Below are 17,888 nucleotides of genomic sequence, written 5' to 3' on the forward strand. Positions count from 1 at the left end.
GGGGTCGCAGCACGACCCCGTACTCATCTCAGCGCCATGACTGCGTTTTCTGTCACACCGGGGACCGGCCGACGAATTGTTGCGGGTTGTACAAGTCATGGACGTGGCCCCCGCCGAGCACGTAGCGTGCTGGTTCGCGCAGGGTTGCGCAGCAGTTGACCAGCTGCGATCGAGGACGGCAGAGCGGGTTGAGGGAGTGCTGGGGGACGACGCGGAGCTGACTGCCGCGGTGCTCGCGGCACAGGACGGGGACGAGGACGCCTTCCGTGCTGTGTACCGCGCGGTGCAGCCACGGTTGCTGGGCTACATACGGACGCTGGTCGGGGAGCCGGACGCCGAGGACGTGGCGTCCGAGGCGTGGCTGCAGATCGCGCGCGACCTCGGCCGCTTCAGCGGTGACGCCGACCGGTTCCGGGGCTGGGCCGCCCGGATCGCGCGCAACCGCTCGCTGGACCACCTCCGGATGCGCAGCCGCCGCCCCGCGATCGGCGGCGACGAGACCGAGCTGACCACGCGGGCCGCCGAATCCGACACCGCGGGCGACGCCATCGAGGCGCTGGACACCGACCGCACCATGTCCCTCATCGCCCAGCTGCCGCAGGACCAGGCCGAGGCCGTCGTGCTCCGGGTGGTCGTCGGGCTTGACGCGAAGAGCGCGGCGCAGACCCTGGGCAAGCGGCCCGGCGCCGTACGCACCGCCGCCCACCGCGGCCTCAAGCGACTGGCCGAACTCCTCGGCGCGGAGCATCCCGGGACGAACCGCGCCGGCGACGCGTTCCCCGTGGACGGCGCCTCCGCGGACGACGCCCCGGCTCCTGCCCCGGACCCGATTCCGGCCCCGGCCCCGGCTCCGATTCAGGCTCCGGCTCCTGCCTCGGCCCCGGTCCCTGCTCAGGGCGCCGACGACGGCGCGGGACAGGAGGCGGGCGGTGGCGCCGGGCTCGGCGCCGTGCCCGCGCAGCGCCCCGGGCGGGGCGGTCCGGCGGCGCCCGCCGGAGTCACTCCCGGTGTGACGCATTTGCGACCGTGGACGCAGAAGGACATGTGATGGCCGACGAGCACTACGAGTGGCTTGACAAGGACGCGGCGGAGAGATTGCTCCGCGGCGAACCGGTCGTCCCCGTCGGCGACGAGGCCCGCACCGACGCCATCCGGCTCTCCGAAGCGCTCGGCGCCGCCCGTGCGGAGCTGCGGCCTCCGGCAGGTGAACTCCCCGGCGAGAGCGCGGTCCTGGCCGCGTTCCGGCAGGCCGGCCACGGCGACGGCGTGGACCGGCTCGCGGGCCGTGCCGCGGGCGCGGCCGTCCCCGGCCGGCCCGGTCTGCTGCACGCCGTCCACATCGGCGCCGCCCCCGACACCCCGGTCCGCCGCCCGCGCTGGAGCAGGCCGGTCCGCTTCGGTCTGGTCGCCTCGCTGGCGGGCTGTGCGCTCGGCGGGGTGGCGGTCGCCGCCGGTACGGGCGTGTTCACCGGGACCTTCGGCGGGCAGGGTTCGCCCGTGCCGGCCACCTCCGTATCGGCCGCCGCGACCCCGGGGCCGCTGATCTCCGGCGGGGCCGCCGAGCACCCGTCGTCCCCGGCGGACCCGTCCTCGCCCGACGAGCCGGAGGCCCACTCCTCGCCCGCCACCCGGGAGTCCGACGGTTCCGAGAAGCCCGACGGGGCGCGAACCGGCGACACCGACCGGGAGCCCGGCGGGGACCGCCCGGGCAGCCCGGACCAGCCGGGCGGCGAGGGTCGCGAGGAGACGTCCGGGGGCGGTGACGGCCAGGACGAACGGCCCGGCGGCTCCGGCGACGACACGGATTCCGGCAACTGGTACGAGCAGTCCGTCAAGGCCTGCAAGGCCTTCCGCGACGGGACCCTGGACGACCGGAGCCGACAGCGGCTGATCCGGTTCGCGAAGGGCGAGAAGAACCTGGAGCGCTTCTGCGGCCGCCTCCTCGACGAGGACGGCGGAAGCGGTGGCAACGGCGGCTCCGGTGGCGGTGGCGACGACGACGATGACGACGACGACGATCAGGGCGGGCCGGGCGACGGCAACGGCGGCTTGCCGCCCGTCTCCTTCCACCCCGTTCCGCGCTCCGGCGTGGCCCCGGAGGCGAAGGCCGGGACGGACACCGGGGTCCCACCGCTCCCGAAGACCTCCGACGCGGACTCCGCGTTCGCCCGCTGACGGTCGTGCCTCGCCCGCCCGCCCGGCGGTCCGGCCGGTTCGCCGATGGCCGGAACCACCTGCTGTTGACCTGAACCGCTCGCTGGTGAACGGACCCACCCGTTGACGGCCTGAACCCCCCGCTGACCTGCGGTTCCGCGCTCCCCGTGCGCGGCCCCGGCGGTCAGGTGTGACGTTTTTCGGAGGCCGGGCGCAGTAGAGAGTGAGCCGACTGGTCATCGGCCGCGCAACGAGCCGGGGTTCCCCCCGTACCTTCGGCTCAGCGCATCGGCGCGGGCGGGACACGTTCCCCCGGTCCCGCCCGCGCCCTCTCCTCCCTCGTCCGCCGTACGCCGGATCACCGGCCGGCAGCGGGCCATCCGTTCCGGATCACCAGGAGACGACGACCTTGTCGCCGTTCTTCACCTGGTCGAACAGGGCCGCGACCTTCTTCTTGTCCCGCACGTTGACGCAGCCGTGCGAGGCGCCGCCGTAACCGTTGGCCGCGAAGTCGGCGGAGTAGTGGACCGCCTGGCCGCCGCTGAAGAACAGGGCGTACGGCATCGGGGTGTCGTAGAGCGTCGACACGTGGTCGCGGGACTTCCAGAACACCTCGAACACGCCCTCCCGGGTGGGCGTGTACTCCGAGCCGAACCGCACGTCCATCGCGGAGACGACCTCGCCGTCGTTCATCCACGCCAGGGTCCGGCTCTTCTTGCTGATGCACAGGACCCGGCCCTTCAGGCACCGTTCGTCCGGAGCGGCCACCGGCCGCTCGGTCGGCGGGTCCAGCTCGGCGGCGGTCGGCACCCGGGTCATCGCCAGCAGCCGCTGCCAGGTGACCGCGTCGGTGCTTCCGGTGACCGGCAGCCGCCGCTTGGCCTGAAAGGACCGTACGGAGTCGGCGGTGACGGAGCCGTAGTAGCCGGTGGGATTGCGCCCGAAGTGGCCGATCTGGCGGAGCCGGGCCTGGAGTTCCCGCACCTGGTCGCTCTCGGACCCCGTACGCATCAGGGCGCGCGGCGGCGGTGCGGTGCTCGGCTCCGGGGCCGGCCGGGCCGTCGTCGGGGCCGGGGCGGCGGTGGAGGACGGCGGGCTGGGCGGCGGTGCGGTGGCGGGCTTCGCGTCCTCGGTCACGGGGGCCGGGGCGGTGAGGAAGGGGCTCGGGGTCGGCGCGGCGGCCTGCGTGGCCCGCACCGGCGGCGGCACGTCCTGCGCCCCCTCGGCGGTCCCGGGCTCGCATCCCGTCGCGAGGGCGGCCAGCGCGACCAGGGAAACGGCGGCGACACGGCGCCCCTGGCCCCTTCCGCCCGCGTGCCGCCCCTCGGCCGCACCCGGCGGCCGCTGCTGCGGTCCCGGCCCCGGCCCCGGTCCCTGCCCCTGCTCCGGTCCAGGTCCCGATTCCTGCCCCTGCTCCGGTCCAGGTCCCGATTCCTGCCCCTGCTCCGGTCCAGGTCCCGATTCCTGCCCCGGTGCCGCTCCGGTGACCCGTGCCCCTCCCGTGCCCCTCGCTCCCCGGCCGTCCCACCCGCTGTCCGTGCCCGTCATGCCCGGTCCCCCTGAATCGCCCGCCGGCCGGTGCCTCCGGTACGGAATTCCCGTACGGCCCGGTCCCCGCATACTCCGCCGGACGCAAGGCGCGCGTCCAGCCCCCCCCCGAGGGGGCGCCCGGTGGATCATGGCCGGGTCCCGCCCGCCGGGCCCGCCCCCTCCCGCGTGGCGCCGGACCGGCGATATCGCCTGGTGAAACCCCCTGGACGACACCCCGTACGGGCGTGCGAGACTCCGTCCATGCTGGGTGTCACCGATCTTCCGACTTATCTCGCCGGTCTGGCGCTGATCGTTCTTCTGCCGGGGCCGAACTCGCTGTACGTGCTCTCCGTCGCCGCCCGGCGCGGGGTGCGCACCGGCTACACGGCCGCCGCGGGCGTCTGGACCGGGGACGCCATCCTGATGACGCTCTCCGCGCTCGGCGCCGCGTCCCTGCTCCAGACCACGCCCCTGCTCTTCGCGATCGTCAAGTACGCGGGCGCGGCCTATCTGACCTGGATGGCCATCGGGATGCTGCGGGCGGCCGTGTCCCTGTGGCGCGAGCGGCACCGGCGTACCGCCGAACTCGTGGAGACGGTGGACGCCGCCGGGACGGCTGACGCGGCCGGAGCCTCCGGGGCGACGGCCCCCGTGGAGCGGCCCTACCGCAGGGCCCTGGTGGTCAGCCTGGTCAACCCGAAGGCGATCCTGTTCCTGATCTCCTTCTTCGTCCAGTTCGTCGACCCGGGCTACGCCTACCCGGCGCTGTCGTTCCTGGTGCTCGGCACGCTGCTCCAGCTCGCCAGCTTCGCGTACCTCTCGGTGCTGATCTTCGGCGGCACCCGCCTGGCCGCCGCCTTCCGGCGCCGTAAGCGCCTGTCGGCGGGGGCCACTTCCGCGGCGGGTGTCCTGTTCCTCGGGTTCGCGGCCAAGCTCTCGTTCAGCAGCGTGTAGGCGCGTACGGGACGGGAGCCGGGCGCCCTCAGTGGTGCCAGGCCTTGCCCCCGACGTTGTGGATCATCCGCTGGAGCACCTTCAGCGCGGCGACGAACTCCGCCTCGGGGATGCCCTCGTGGATCTCCGCGCTCGCCCGCGTGACACGGGCGTACGCCTTCTCGCGCAGCGCCCGTCCCTCGGCCGTGATCCGCAGCCGGGCCCCGGAGTCCTCGGTGACCAGCCCCCGTTCGAGGAGGCTCCCGACGGCTTCCTCCATGCCGTCCGCCCCGGTGTCGAGGTAGCCGCTGAGCATGGTGACCAGCTCGGCCCGGCCCCGCCCCTCCTCGTCCGCGCCCTCCAGTTGGTTGAGCACCCACCAGGGAGGCTGGGTGAGTCCGTGTTCGGCCAGCGCGGACCGGATGTGGGTGACCGTCGCCTCGTGCGCGGCCCAGCTCCAGTAGCCGATCGGCTGGCGGGCGAGTCCTGCGTCGTCGTGTGAGTAGTTCATGCCTCAGAACGTAGAACCTCAAGCAAAGTCGAGGTCAAGCCCTCTCGTTCGACGCGCTCTCCGGCACGCGTGCCCGGTCATTCCGCGGACGCGCAGAGTTCACCCGCTGTCGTGGCGGGCGTCACCCGATCCTCCCGCCGTCTCACTAGGTTGTCGGGACCATGATCGAAGGCGAGGGCACGCGTGCCGAAACTGTCCGTTGTCGTACCGCTCCACAATGTCGCGCCCTATGCTCCGACCACGCTGGGCAGCCTGGCCCGCAACGCGGACCCGGACATCGAGTTCCTGCTGGTCGATGACGCGTCCACCGACGGCACGCAGGACATCGTCGACCACTGGGCCGAGCTGCTGCCGCGCGCCCGGGTGATCCGGCACGGTACGAACGTCGGCATCGCGGCCGCCCGCAACAGCGGCATCGACGCCGCCGAGGGCGACTACCTCACCTTCCTCGACGGCGACGACTGGTACGCCCCCGGCCATCTGGACCGCATGGTGCGCGCCGCCCAGGACCTCGACTGCGACTTCGCCCGCACCGACCACGTCCAGTCCACCGGCACCACCCGGGTCGTGCGGCGCGCCCCCGCGCCCCTCCGGGACACCCTGCTGGACCCCCGCGACGGGATCGGGGCGCCCGAGCGCGAGACCATGGTCGACTACCCGTTCGTCTGGGCCGGGATCTACCACCGGCGGCTCTTCGCCGACGGCGCCCAGCGCTTCACCACCGAACTGCGCACCGCCGAGGACCGGCTGTGGATCTGGCAGCTCCATCTGCGCGCCCGCACCTACGCGGCGCTCGGGCTGTACGGCATCTTCTACCGGCGCGGGGTCACCACCTCCCTGACCCAGATCAAGGACTCCCGCCAGCTCGACTTCTTCCCCGCCTACGACACGCTGCTCGACCAGCTGCGCACGGACCGGGACGCGGACGTCCTGCTGCCGAAGGCCGTGCGCACCTACTGCGCGATGATCGCCTTCCACAACGAGAAGGCCGACGACTACGAGCCCGCCACCGCCCGGCGGCTGCGCTCCGAGTCGGCCGCCGCGCTGGGCCGGATGCCGCAGGACGTGCTCGACCGCACCCTGACGATGATCGACGACAAGCGCGGCACGCTCCTCAGCCGTCTGCGCACCAAGCAGAAGGCCGCCTGACCTCATGCCCGTAGCCACGTCCCCACGCAAGCCCCCGCGCACCCAGATCTTCCAGGTGTCCACCCTGTACGGGGCGGCCACCCTCGCCGCCGCGCTCGACGCCGGACAGTTCGGCCGCGCCATCGACAGCCACCGCGTCCTGCTGGTCTCCAACAACGCCGCCGTCCCCGAGACGGCCCTGCGCCTGGAGGAGATGCGCGGCTACGGCTCCCTCGCCGCCCGCTTCGACGCCGTCGTCGACTGGAACGAGGCGATCAGCCCGCACCACCCCAGCGGCTGGGGCCCCCGTTCCGAGGAGACCGTCCTGTGGCAGCGGGCCTTCCGCCTGGCCTGGGACATCGCCCCCGACGCCCCCGTCGACCTGGCCGTGGAGTCCATCCAGGTCAACCCGGCCCGCGCGCTCGCCGCGATCTTCTCCGAGAGCGCCGTGCACGTGTACGCCGACGGCCTGATGAGCTACGGCCCCACCCGCAACCGGCTGCCCCAGTCCATCGCCTGCCGCATCCGGCGCGTCCTCCACCTCGACCTGGTCACCGGCCTGCGCCCGCTCCTCCTCGCCGAGGCCGGCGTCGAACCGGAACTCGTCCCCGACGACGCCTTCCGCGCCGTCCTCGCCGAGATCGCCGCCGCCGCCGACGGGGACAAGGGGCTCGCCGCCGCCGAAGCCGCCGCCCCCACCGCGATGCTCCTCGGCCAGTACCTCGCCGCCCTCACCATCCTCACCCCGGAAGAGGAAGAGGACCTGCACGTGCGGATGTTGCGCGGAGCCGCCCGCGCCGGGCACACCTCCATCCTCTTCAAGCCGCACCCCACCGCCCCGGCCAGCTACTCCCGGGCCCTGGACGAGGCCGCCGCCGAGGCCGGCGTACGGCTCACCACGCTGGACGGCCCGCTGCTCGCGGAGACGCTGTACGAGCGGTGCGCGCCCACCCTGGTCGTCGGCTGCTTCTCCACCGCGATGTTCACCGCCGCCGCCTACTACGGCATCCCCGTCGCCCGCGTCGGCACCCGCCTGGTCCTCGACCGGATCACCCCGTACGAGAACAGCAACCGCGTCCCGCTGACGATCACCGACCACCTGGTGCCCGACCTCGACGCGCAGGGCCCCGGGGCCGTCCCCCCGCTGCCGCGCACCGCGCCGGACACCCTCGCCCCGCTGGTGCGGACCGTCGGCTACTGCATGCAGGCCAAGCTCAACCCCGGGCTGCGCCCCGACGCCGAGGACTGGCTGCGGGAGCGGCTCGACCCCACGACCCAGCACTACTTCAAGCGCCGCCGCCTCCAGAGCCTCACCCTGCCCGGCGGCGGCCCCCGGGGTGCGGCGGTCCGGCTGCGCCGCACCGTACGGCGCACCCGCAGCACCCTGGGCCTCTGACCCGGGGCCGGGGCGCGGACCCGGGTCGGCGTCCGACCCACAGCCCGACTCACAGAACGGCGGAACGAGCATGGGCCAGACCCTCACCGGGCTGCTCACGTCAGTGCGTGCGATAGCGGGACGGCCGGGCACACCGGCCCAGGGGCGACCCGGCGGCGGACCGGACCCGGCGCTCCTGGCCGCCCTGCGGCTCTGCGGCGACCACCTCGCCGCCCTCGCCGCCGCCGGCCCCCTCACCGACGTCCGCCGCACCCGGCTCATCGCGTCGATCGGCGCCCTGACCACCGCGTGCTCCACGCCGGGCGCCGACGCGTTCGACGCGCTGCTGCGGACCGGACAACAGGCCCTGGACAGCGGGGGCGAGGACGAGGCCCGCCTCGCCCTGGCCCTCGCCGGCGAGGCGACCACCCTGCGCGCCCGCTCCAAGGGCGCCTGGCGGCTGCGCGGCAACGCCCTGGACGCGCTGGGCCGGGGCGAGGAGGCGATCACCGCGTACGGACGTCACCTCGCGCTCCAGCGGAACACCGCCGCCTCGCGCGACGTCGAACGCCGGATCGCCACCCTCCGCGCCGCCGGGGACCGCATCGACGAGGCGCTGGCGCTGTTCCGGGAGCCGACGGGGGCCGGCACGGAGGCGTCCCGCGCCGCGGCCCGCCTCTCGCGCCACCTGCCCGCCGCCGAGGCCCGCGCCGCCTTCACCGACCTCGTCCGGCTCCGGACCGCCGAACACGGGGCCGGGGACCCGGCGGTGCGCCGGCTCGCCGCGCTCTACGCCGAGCACCGCCGCCTCTCGGACCGCGACCCGATGGGCGACCCGCTGCTGGGCGGGGCCGAGCCCATCGGCGTACCCGGGCTGCGCCGGCTCGTCGCGGGCCGCACGGTGTGCCTGGTCGCCGACACCCCGCGCACCGCCGAGCAGGAGCGGCTGCCCGGCAGCCCGCTGGCCGCCCTGATCGGGGGCTACGACCTCGTCGTGCGCTGCGACGAGCCGCGCCACACCGCCCCCGCCGCCCGCACCGACCTGCACGCCTGCACCCTGCGCGGCGACACCCCGTGGATGGGCCCCCGCTGGGACCGGCGGGCGGGCGCCCGGCTCGTCTTCGGCGACCCGCTCCCGCACTGGCGGCTCGCCCTGCGCAGCCGGCTCGTCCCCGGCGCCCAGGACCGCGTCGGCGACGCCACCCTGCGCCGCCCGCTGCACGACCCGGCGCTGCTGGGCGAGGAGCCCGGCGGCGCGGGACCCGCGAGCACCGCGTACACCGTGCTGCGGCTGCTCGACTTCCTGGGCACCCCGGCCCGGGTGGACCTCATCGGATTCGAGGACCCGGCGGCCCTGTCCCCGCGCGAACGGGAATGGGTCTCGACACGGACCGCGAACACGGACGACACCGCGGTGAGGATCACCCTGACATGACACACCCCGACCCCTCGACGACACCCGGCTCCTCCACGACGCCAGGCTTCTCGGCGACCTCAGACCCCTCGACGACGGCCGGCTCCGTGTCCGCGTCCCGCGCCGCATCCACCGCCACCGCTACGGCCACGGCGACCGCAGCCGCCGACGACCGCCGCGCCGTCACCGGCAAGCGCCGGATCGCCTTCGCCGCGCACCTCGGCGGCGCGGACGAACTGCCCGGTCTCCACACCCTCCTGCGCAGTCTCGCGCTGAGCGACCCGGCCCTCTGCGAGGACGTCGTCGTCCTGCACCCCGGCCTGCCGGACGACGCCTTCGAGGCCGCCCGCCGGCTGCACCCGCGGCTGATCCCGCGCCCGGCCGAAGGGCGCGACGACGTGTTCCGCCTCGACGGGTACGACACCGTGGTCGCGCTCACCCCCGCCATGGTCGTCCTCGGCCGGCTCGGAGCCCTGCTGAGACTCCGTACGGGCGTGGCCGCCGTGCCTCGCCCCGGACCCGACGGCGCGCCGGACCCGCGCGGCGGCGTCCCCGACGACGGGCTGCTGGTGATCCAGCGCCAGGACCTCGGCCCGGTGCCGCCCGTCGCCGGGGACGTCCCGGACGACCTCCTCGTACCCCTGGACCCCCGCGACGACTTCCGGGCGCTGCGGCTGACCGACGACCTGCCGGTCCCCGAGGACGTCGTCGTCCTGAACTTCGCGGGCGTTCCCGCGACCCGTACCGGGCTCGCCCCCGCCCAGGCCGCCCGGGACCGCTTCGATCTGGACGACGAGGAGTTCCGGGCCGCCTTCCTCGCCCTTCCCGGCGCCAAACACCCCGACCTGCTGCTGCACCTCGCGCTCCCGTTCCCCGGCGGGCGCCGGCCGCCGATCGACCTGGTCCGGCAGCTCGCCGAGATCCACCGGGGGAGCGGCCGGCACGACCGGGCCGTCGCCCTGCTGGGCGAGGCCGTCGCGGGCCGCCCCGACCTGCCGCGCTGCCACGAGACGCTCGGCGTCTGCCTGATGGCGCTGTCCCGGTACGAGGAGGCCGAGACGCACCTGCTCCTGGCGACCGCGTCACCGGACTTCGCGCCCCGCGCCTTCGGCCAACTGGCCCGGCTGGCCTGGCTGCTCGGCCGCACCGAGGACGCCCGCGGCTATGCGCTCGCGGGCCTGGAAACGGATCCGACCGACGCCAACTGCCGTGCCTGGTTCGCCCGTACGTCCGAGCCGGCCGCAGCCGGGCGGAAGTCCGCCGGTGCCCCGCCCGGCGAACAGCTCGCCCATGTCGCCCTGTTCGCGGAGGGCGAGGAGAACGCGGGCGACAAGGTGCTGCCCGAGGCGGTCCGCGCCTGCTTCACCGCCGACACCGGCCCGGACCGCTGGCACCAGCAGCACGCGCACCTGCTGGTCGACGAGGCCTCCCTCGAACGCCTCAACGCCCGCCGGGCGGTGATCGTGGGCGGCGGCGGGCTCTTCCTCCCCGACACCGCGCCCAACGGCAACAGCGGCTGGCAGTGGAACATCCCCGACGACGTCCTCACCCGCGTCACCGCACCCCTGGCGGTCTTCGCCGTCGGCTACAACGTCTTCGACGGCCAGCGCTACCGCCGCGAGCGGTTCGCGGCCTCCCTGCGGGCCCTGGTCGAGCGGTCCGCGTTCTTCGGACTGCGCAACCACGGCTCCGTCGCCCGGGTCAGGGAACTGCTGCCCGAGTCGCTCCGCGCGAAGGTGCGCTACCAGCCCTGCCCCACCACGGTCGCCCGCCACCTCGACCCCCGCCTCGCCGAACCGGCGGAGCGCGAGGACACCGTGCTCGTCAACTGCGCCTACGACCGGGCCGGGCTCCGCTTCGGCCACGACTACGGCCACTTCCTCGCGGAGATGGCCGCGGCGATCCGGGCCGTCTCCGCTTCGGTGGAGGTCCGTTACGCCGCGCACATGCCCGCCGACGAGCGCTTCGTCGACGACCTGCGCCGGGAGCACGGCCTCACGCTCCCCGTGGAGCCCCTGTACCTGCTCACCAACGACGCCGTTCTCGACCTCTACCGGCGCACCCGGCTGGTGATCGGGATGCGCGGGCACGCCGGGATGATCCCCTTCGGCTGCGGAACCCCCGTCATCAGCCTGGTCTCGCACCCCAAACTGGCCTACTTCCTGGCCGACATCGACCGGCCCGACTGGGGCGTCTCCGTCCATGAGCGCGCCCTCGGAGCCCGGCTCGCGGAACGGGCCCGCGCGGTCCTCGCCGACCACCCGGCGGCGGTGGCCGACGTCCACGACCGGCAGCGCCCGCTGTGGTCGGCGACCCGCGACAACCTCGCGATCCTGCGTGAACTCACCGGCCTGCCCGACCCGTTCGCCGATCCCGGCGCGGGCCGCGCGGTTCCCGGGCCCAGGTCCGCCGCCGACCGGGACCCCGCCGCCCGCCCCCGGGACCGCGCGTGACGCCCGGACCCACCCCGTCCACCCCCTGAGGACCATGCCGACCACACCCCCCGCCCCCGCCGCCGATGCGCCGACGGTCCCGGAGGCGTCCCGTCCCGTCCGCGAACACCGCTACGACATCGACCTGATCCGGCTGCTCTGCTCGTTCGGCGTGATTGGCCTGCACGCCGGATCGGCCTTCGTGAACGCCGTGGGCCGCACCGCGTCGGAGGGGCCCGGCACCTACTGGGCCGGGCTGACCGCCGATTCCGTCGGCCGCTTCGCCGTGCCCCTCTTCTTCGCCATCGCCGGCTGGGTGGTCCTGGTCGGGGCCCCGCCGAGGGACGGCGCACGGCTGCGGCGGCGCATCGTGCGGATCGTGGTGCCCCTCGCCGTCTGGACCGTGCTCTACCTCGCCTGGGGCAGGCTGCGCGGAACCAACGACGATCCGGTGGGCGAGCTGGCGCTGGACTCCGTGTTCGCCTCGGTCCGCCCCGCCTACCACCTCTGGTACCTCTACGCCTACCTCCCCGTGATCATGGTCCTGGGCCTGGTGGTGCTGGTCAGGTCGGGCAGGCGGCCGTGGGGGCTCGGCGCGGTGCTGCTGGTCCTGGCCTCCGCACCGTCGCTCTTCGGCGACCTGGCCGAGGCCACCGGTCGCGAACTGCCCCGCTTCGGATGGGCGTTCGGCCCGTACCAGCTGATCTACGCGGTGCTCGGGGCGCTGCTGCTCGCCGCCCCGCCCGGGACGTTCGGCCGGCGGCGGCTCCCGTGGCTGCTGCTCGCGGCGGCCGGACTGGCCGGGGTGATCGCGTACCAGCACGAGGTGCACTACGCGATCCCGTACGCCCACGTCCTGGTGGCCCTGTTCAGCTGCGGCGTCCTGATCTCCCTGCACGGCCTGCGCGTCCCGGAGCGGATGCGCCCGGCGCTGACCCGGCTGGCCGACGCGTCGTTCGGTGCCTACCTGGCGCACGTGCTCGTGCTCGGCGTCCTCACCGACGCCTTCGTCCGGGCGGACCTGAGCGGCCCGGTCGCCGCGGCGCTCGTGGTCGGGATCACGGTGGCCACGACGGCCCTGTCGTTCGGCGCGGCCATGCTGTGGGGCCGGGCGGGCGCGAGCAAGGTGCTGGGCTGACCGCCCCGCGCACCTGCCGCGCCCACCGGGAGGGGCGCTCCTCGGCCTTCCGGTCGCTCCTCGGCCTCCCCGGTCGCTCCTCAGCCCCGGCCGTTCCGCAACGCCCTGGCCCGCCGGGCCACCCGGCGCAGGGCCGGGCTGGAGCGCAGGAACGCCAGCCGGGCCGGGACCACGCCGGGAAGCGCGAGCGAGGCCAGGCGGCGGCGCTTGAAGTAGCGCCAGATGCGGTCGTCCAGGTGCGTGGACAGGTAGCGCTCGGCGGCCGGGCGCAGATCGGGGCGGACCCTCGGCCGCATCGCGAAGCCGACAGCGGCGAGCAGCCCGTCCAGCTCCGCACCGGCGTACGGCGGCTGCGCGGCGACCGCCTCCGCGTCACCGATCCCCGGCAGCAGGGCGTCGGCGAGCGTCGCCGGTATCCGCTCGGCGTTCTCGTACGGGGTCAGACGCTCCAGGAGGAGCCCCGTGCCGACGGCCGCCACCGGGAGGCCGTGGAACCGGGCCGCTCCGAACAGCGCGGCCGAGGTGCAGCCGACGACCAGCGCGGGCCGCAGCCGATGCATCAGCACGTCGGCAGGTACGGGCAACGGGCCCTCCAGTACGGTCAGTTCGACGCCCAGCCGGTCCGCCTCGGCGTGCAGCGCCGCCGGGTCCTCCCACGGCGCGTACGGGTCCGGCGCGAACACCAGCCGGCGGTGGCCGAGGGCGGCGGCCCCGCGCACCATCTCCAGCCGCAGCCCCGCCTCCTCGGCCGCCGGGATCAGCCCGGCCCCGGCGAGGGCCTGCCCGAGCAGCAGCGCGGGTGCCTCGACGGCGGGCAACTCCACCTCCGCGTCCGCCAGTTCACCGACGACCTTGGTGATCGCCTCGGCGGGAACGGTCCGCGGCTCCACCCCGTACTCGCCCAGCAGCAGCAGGCGCGCCCCCGGGACCAGGTCCGGATGGAGCAGCCGCCGCACCCGGACCCCGGTCAGCGGGGGGATCTTCTCCCCGGTCGGGCCGTAGCCGCCGGGCCCCTCCGCGTACACGTCGACCGGGGCGCCGGCGAAGACCTGGGTGAGGGCGCGGGCGGGACCGGTGTGCGGGGAGTCCACGACCAGCTCCAGCTCCTCGTCGCCGAGACCCCAGGCGCGCCGGAAGTGGCGCTCCCACAGGGGGGCGTCGTCGGCCCGGGGCGTCCAGGCGGCCGGGTGGAAGGGGAAGACCGCGTCGTTCCACGAGAGGACCTCGTCGAACCGGGCGCGCAGCCGCTCGAAACCGGCGGTCTCCGACACGTCGGCGACGGTCTCGGGAGTCGGCCCCGTCCGGGACAGCAGCAGGATCCGGCGGTCGGGCTCGATGAAGCAGCCCGCGTCGATCGCCGCGGCGAGCAGCACCGTCGCGGTGGTCGAGGAGGCGTGGAAGATCCGGATGGTCATGCGGCCGAGGCCCCCTTCGCGGCGACCGGACGGCGGCGCAGCCTGCGCACCCGGGTCGCTCGTGTCACGTCCATGGCGTCGAGAGCCTCGTCCAGCAGCCGCTGCGGCAGGCGACCCAGGGCCGCCGCGCCGCGCGACCTCAGTTCGCGGGCCACGGCCGGTTCGAATGTGTCGAGGGAGCCCAGATGGTGGGCGATGACCGCGCAATACGTGCGTACGGCCTTCGGCAGCAGAGCGTCCGCGTCACGGTCGGCGGCCGTCTCGGCGACCACCTGGTCGAAAGCGCGCAGGAAATCGAGCTGGCGCACATCGCCGATCTGGGTCAGCGACGTGGCGACCCCGCGCCGGTAGAAATGGCTGAGCGTGCCCAGGGTGGCGAAGGAATCCGCCTCCCGGTGCAGCCGCCAGATCCACGGCCGGTCCTCGGCCGTGCGCAGCCCGTCGGTGAAGTGCAGCAGCCCGCGGTCCAGCAGCCGCCGGTGGTAGAGGCCCGCCCAGGCGAACGCGTAGTCCACCGACGTGGTGCGGTGGGCGGGCAGGATCGCGGCCCGGGGGTCGCTCACCACTCCGTGCGGCCCGTGCGGCACCCGGCGTACGGTCCGGGACCTGCCGTGTGCCTGGACGTGGTCGGTGCGCACGAAGTCGCAGCCCAGCGCCTCGGTCCGGGCCACCAGCCGCTCGTAGTGCCCGGGGGCCAGCCAGTCGTCGCCGTCCAGGAAGGCGATGTACTCGCCGCGGGCGGCCTCCAGACCGGTGTTGCGGGCGGTCGCCAGACCGCTGTTCACCTCGTGCCGCAGAGCGACGGCCCCCGGGATCTCGCCGGCGGCCCGGTGCAGCAGCCGGGGTGTCCCGTCGGTCGAACAGTCGTCGACGAGAAGGAATTCGAAGTCCTCGCGGGCGTTGGCCCGCAGACTTCTGAGGGTGTCGGGCGCGTAGGCCTGCACGTTGAAGAACGGCACGATGACGGAGAGCTTAACCACGCGCATCACGTTAGGTGGGGCTCCGGCTCATTCCTTTTCCGTCATGCGCCCAGCAGGTGAACAACGCCCGTCGCCCAGGTGAATCCCCCTTTCCGGAAGCGGAATTGGGGGCGCATTCGGGCCCACCCCCCAATCGTCGGCTCGCTGTTAACCATCTGTTGCCATCACGTTGGGCCGCGCATCGAAATGCCTTCCTAACTTCTAGGACGTGCCCCCACGTACCAGCAATGAGGCCGAACCGGCCGAAACCCCCGCCGCGCTCCGACCGGCGCTGCGGGTCGCCGTCCTCGCCGACTCCGACACCCGGTGGAAATGGGGCGCGCTCACCGCGCGCCGCCTGACCGCCGGGGCGGACGGCCCGGACGCGCGGCCCGTCGAGGTCAGCGGGCTGCTGCTGCGCGGCCGGGCCACCCCGACGCCCCGCCAGCTCGCGGAGGTCGGCGAGGTCGGGATCGACGCCGGGCGGGTCCGCGAGGTCACCGCGGTCGAGTTCCTGCGTACCGTGCGCGACGAGGGGTACGACCTCGTCGTCCTCGCCCTCGTCGGCGGCGGCGTCCAGGCCATGCTGCACGGCCTCGCCGCCCTCGGCCTGCCGCGCCGGCCCGTCGTCGTCACCGGATACGTCGGCGTCGTCTACGAGAAGCTCGCCGACGGACTCCTCCTCCGCCACGGGGCGGACGTCGTCCTCGCCAACTCGGCCCACGACGCGGAGCGTTTCCGCGCGGTGTACGAGGGAGTGGGCGCCGACGCCTCGGCGGTCACGGAGGCCGCCCTGCCCTTCCTGGGCGGAGCCCCGTACCGCCCCGAAGAGGGCCGCGACACCGTGGTGTTCGCCGCCCAGCCCTCCGTGCCCGCTTCCCGCGCCGACCGCACGTACCTGCTGCGCAGGCTCGTCGAGCACGCCCGGCTGCACCCGCGCCGCGAGGTGCTGCTGAAGCTGCGCTCCAAGCCCGGCGAGCACACCACGCACATCGAGGAACTGCCCTACCAGAAGCTCGCGCAGCGGCTGCCCGGCGGGCTGCCGCCCAACTTCCGTCTGGTGTACGGGCACATGGGCGAGGTCCTGGACCGCACCGACCTCCTGGTCACGGTCTCCTCGACGGCCGCGCTGGAGTCCCTGCACCGCCGTATCCCGACCGCGGTCCTGACCGACCTCGGCGTCCGCGAGACGCTCGGCAACCACCACTTCGTCGGCTCCGGGCTCCTCACCTCCTGGGACACGCTCGACGGGGGGATCCGGCCCCGGCCCGACACGGAGTGGGTGGCCGGCCAGGGCGTCGCCGCCGACGGCTCGTACGCCACCGCCTACGACGCGGCCCGCGCCAAGGTCGCCGCCCTCCTCGGCACCGATGAACTCCCGCCACTGGCCCCCTACTACACCCCCGCCACCGCCCCCGGCTACCTCCCCGGCATTCTCGGCCGCAACCACCTGGCCCCCGACGGCACGCCCCTGCCCGGCGCGGCCGCACCGCAGGAGCCCGGCCGGGTCCGGGGCGCGGTGCGCGAAACCGTCCGCAACGCGGCCCGGGGCGCCTACCGCCAGGGCGTCCAGCGCGTCGCCCCCGTGATCCGCCGGATGGGGGAGCTGTGACCACCACTCCAGGAGCAGCCACCATGACCTCAGGGACAACGATGCAACCGCCCCCGACCGTCCTCGCCGTGATCCCCGCCCGCGGCGGATCCAAGGGCGTCCCCGCCAAGAACCTCGCCGAGGTCGGCGGCATCCCCCTGGTCGCCCGCGCCGTCCGCGCCGCGCTCGCCGCCCCCGAGGTCACCGACGTCGCCGTCACCACCGACGACGGGGCGATCGCCGAGGCCGCCCGCACCGCCGCCGCCGACCTCCGGGCCGCCCACCGGCTGCACGTCGTCGAGCGCCCCGCCGCCATCGCGGGCGACACCGCCACCAGCGAAGCGGCCGTGCTGCACGCGATGGACGTCTACGAGGCCGAGCGCGCCAAGAGCGTCGACGTGGTCCTCCTCGTCCAGTGCACCAGCCCGTTCGTCTCCCGCGAGGACATCGACGGCGTCGCCAGGGCGGTGGCCCACGAGGGCGCGGACACGGCCGTCACGGTCGCCCCGTTCCACGGCTTCGTCTGGCGCGACGGGCACGCGGTCGAGGAGGGAACGTACGGCGTCAACCACGACAAGTCCGTACGCCCCCGCCGCCAGGACCGCCCCCAGGACCACCTGGAGACCGGCGCCGCCTACGCGATGGACGCGGCGGGCTTCCGCACCCACCGCCACCGCTTCTTCGGCCACACCGCCCTCGTGCCCACCGACCCGGCACGGGTGCTGGAGATCGACGACCCGCACGATCTGGCCCGCGCCCGCGCGCTCGCCCCGCTCCTGGACCCCTCCCCGCTGCCCTCCCTCGCGGACGTGGACGCGGTCGTCCTGGACTTCGACGGCACGCAGACCGACGACCGGGTCATGATCGACTCCGAGGGCCGCGAGACGGTCGCCGTGCACCGGGGCGACGGACTCGGCATCGCCGCGCTGCGCAAGGCCGGGGTGCCCCTGCTGATCCTCTCCACCGAGCAGAACCCGGTCGTCGCGGCCAGGGCCCGCAAGCTCCAGATCCCCGTCCTGCACGGCATCGACCGCAAGGACGAGGCACTGAAGCGGTGGTGCGACGAACAGTCCATCGCCCCCGACCGGGTCCTCTACGTCGGCAACGACGTCAACGACCTGCCCTGCTTCGTGGTCGCCGGCTGGCCCGTCGCCGTCGCGAGCGCCCACGACTCGGTACGCGCCGCGGCGCGCGCCGTCACGACCACCCCCGGGGGCTACGGCGCCATCCGCGAGATCGCGGCCTGGCTGCTGGGCCCCACCCTCACCACCACCCACACCCCTGCTGTCCCCACCAAGTAAGGAAGCA

At 74.7% G+C, this 17,888-nt stretch carries 14 protein-coding genes; 10 read left to right on the forward strand and 4 right to left on the reverse strand.

The genetic code is table 11. The features are described from left to right. Positions 1-196 precede the first annotated feature (196 nt). Both OG245_RS23835 and OG245_RS23840 read left to right on the forward strand, forming a co-directional pair. Complete coding sequence (locus OG245_RS23835) at positions 197-1,048, forward strand: RNA polymerase sigma factor (protein ID WP_371625487.1); 852 nt, start codon at positions 197-199, stop codon at positions 1,046-1,048. Further along, positions 1,048-2,175, forward strand: coding sequence for a hypothetical protein (locus OG245_RS23840; RefSeq protein ID WP_371625488.1), 1,128 nt, complete (start codon positions 1,048-1,050; stop codon positions 2,173-2,175). Before OG245_RS23835 ends, OG245_RS23840 begins: the two co-directional genes overlap by 1 nt. Positions 2,176-2,544: 369 nt before the next feature. On the opposite strand, the gene OG245_RS23845 is transcribed toward OG245_RS23840, so the two are convergent. After that, the gene (locus tag OG245_RS23845; protein ID WP_371625489.1) at positions 2,545-3,702 is read right to left on the reverse strand and encodes a L,D-transpeptidase family protein; all 1,158 of its coding nucleotides are present in this window, start codon (positions 3,700-3,702) and stop codon (positions 2,545-2,547) included. 243 nt (positions 3,703-3,945) lie between these two features. Here OG245_RS23845 and leuE point away from each other — a divergent pair, with 243 nt between their 5' ends. Next, positions 3,946-4,638, forward strand: a complete 693-nt coding sequence (gene leuE / locus OG245_RS23850) for a leucine efflux protein LeuE (protein WP_371625490.1) — start codon at positions 3,946-3,948, stop codon at positions 4,636-4,638. Between the two features lie 28 nt (positions 4,639-4,666). On the opposite strand, the gene OG245_RS23855 is transcribed toward leuE, so the two are convergent. After that, a complete protein-coding gene (locus tag OG245_RS23855) occupies positions 4,667-5,128 on the reverse strand; it encodes a MarR family winged helix-turn-helix transcriptional regulator (RefSeq protein WP_371625491.1) in 462 nt (153 codons plus the stop codon). A 183-nt stretch (positions 5,129-5,311) separates the two neighbouring features. Between OG245_RS23855 and OG245_RS23860 the strand changes: the two genes are divergently transcribed. The 5 genes from OG245_RS23860 (at position 5,312) to OG245_RS23880 (ending at position 12,615) form a co-directional block, all read left to right on the forward strand. Continuing rightward, on the forward strand, positions 5,312-6,277 hold the full coding sequence (locus OG245_RS23860) for a glycosyltransferase family 2 protein (protein WP_371625492.1): 966 nt from the start codon (positions 5,312-5,314) through the stop codon (positions 6,275-6,277). Positions 6,278-6,281: 4 nt separating this feature from the next. After that, complete coding sequence (locus OG245_RS23865) at positions 6,282-7,652, forward strand: polysialyltransferase family glycosyltransferase (protein ID WP_371625493.1); 1,371 nt, start codon at positions 6,282-6,284, stop codon at positions 7,650-7,652. 70 nt (positions 7,653-7,722) lie between these two features. Beyond that, positions 7,723-9,066 carry a hypothetical protein gene (locus OG245_RS23870; RefSeq protein ID WP_371625494.1) on the forward strand — a complete coding sequence of 448 codons (1,344 nt, stop codon included), beginning with the start codon at positions 7,723-7,725 and terminating at the stop codon, positions 9,064-9,066. Next, complete coding sequence (locus tag OG245_RS23875) at positions 9,063-11,498, forward strand: polysaccharide pyruvyl transferase family protein (RefSeq protein ID WP_371625495.1); 2,436 nt, start codon at positions 9,063-9,065, stop codon at positions 11,496-11,498. Before OG245_RS23870 ends, OG245_RS23875 begins: the two co-directional genes overlap by 4 nt. 34 nt (positions 11,499-11,532) lie before the next feature. Further along, the gene (locus tag OG245_RS23880; RefSeq protein ID WP_371625496.1) at positions 11,533-12,615 is read left to right on the forward strand and encodes an acyltransferase; all 1,083 of its coding nucleotides are present in this window, start codon (positions 11,533-11,535) and stop codon (positions 12,613-12,615) included. Positions 12,616-12,695: 80 nt separating this feature from the next. Here the strand turns inward: OG245_RS23880 and OG245_RS23885 are convergent, their stop codons facing one another. Both OG245_RS23885 and OG245_RS23890 read right to left on the reverse strand, forming a co-directional pair. Further along, the gene (locus OG245_RS23885) at positions 12,696-14,030 is read right to left on the reverse strand and encodes a polysialyltransferase family glycosyltransferase (protein ID WP_371625497.1); all 1,335 of its coding nucleotides are present in this window, start codon (positions 14,028-14,030) and stop codon (positions 12,696-12,698) included. Next, on the reverse strand, positions 14,027-15,010 hold the full coding sequence (locus OG245_RS23890; RefSeq protein ID WP_371625498.1) for a glycosyltransferase family 2 protein: 984 nt from the start codon (positions 15,008-15,010) through the stop codon (positions 14,027-14,029). The genes OG245_RS23885 and OG245_RS23890 overlap by 4 nt, the downstream gene beginning before the upstream one ends. 208 nt (positions 15,011-15,218) lie before the next feature. Between OG245_RS23890 and OG245_RS23895 the strand changes: the two genes are divergently transcribed. Together OG245_RS23895 and OG245_RS23900 are read left to right on the forward strand one after the other, a co-directional pair. Beyond that, on the forward strand, positions 15,219-16,601 hold the full coding sequence (locus tag OG245_RS23895; protein WP_371625499.1) for a DUF6716 putative glycosyltransferase: 1,383 nt from the start codon (positions 15,219-15,221) through the stop codon (positions 16,599-16,601). A 41-nt stretch (positions 16,602-16,642) separates the two neighbouring features. After that, positions 16,643-17,881 carry a cytidylyltransferase domain-containing protein gene (locus OG245_RS23900; protein ID WP_371627973.1) on the forward strand — a complete coding sequence of 413 codons (1,239 nt, stop codon included), beginning with the start codon at positions 16,643-16,645 and terminating at the stop codon, positions 17,879-17,881. The last annotated feature ends 7 nt before the right edge of the window (positions 17,882-17,888 follow it).

It is taken from the genome of Streptomyces sp. NBC_01116, from assembly GCF_041435495.1.
In the GTDB taxonomy this organism is placed as follows: Bacteria; Actinomycetota; Actinomycetes; order Streptomycetales; family Streptomycetaceae; genus Streptomyces.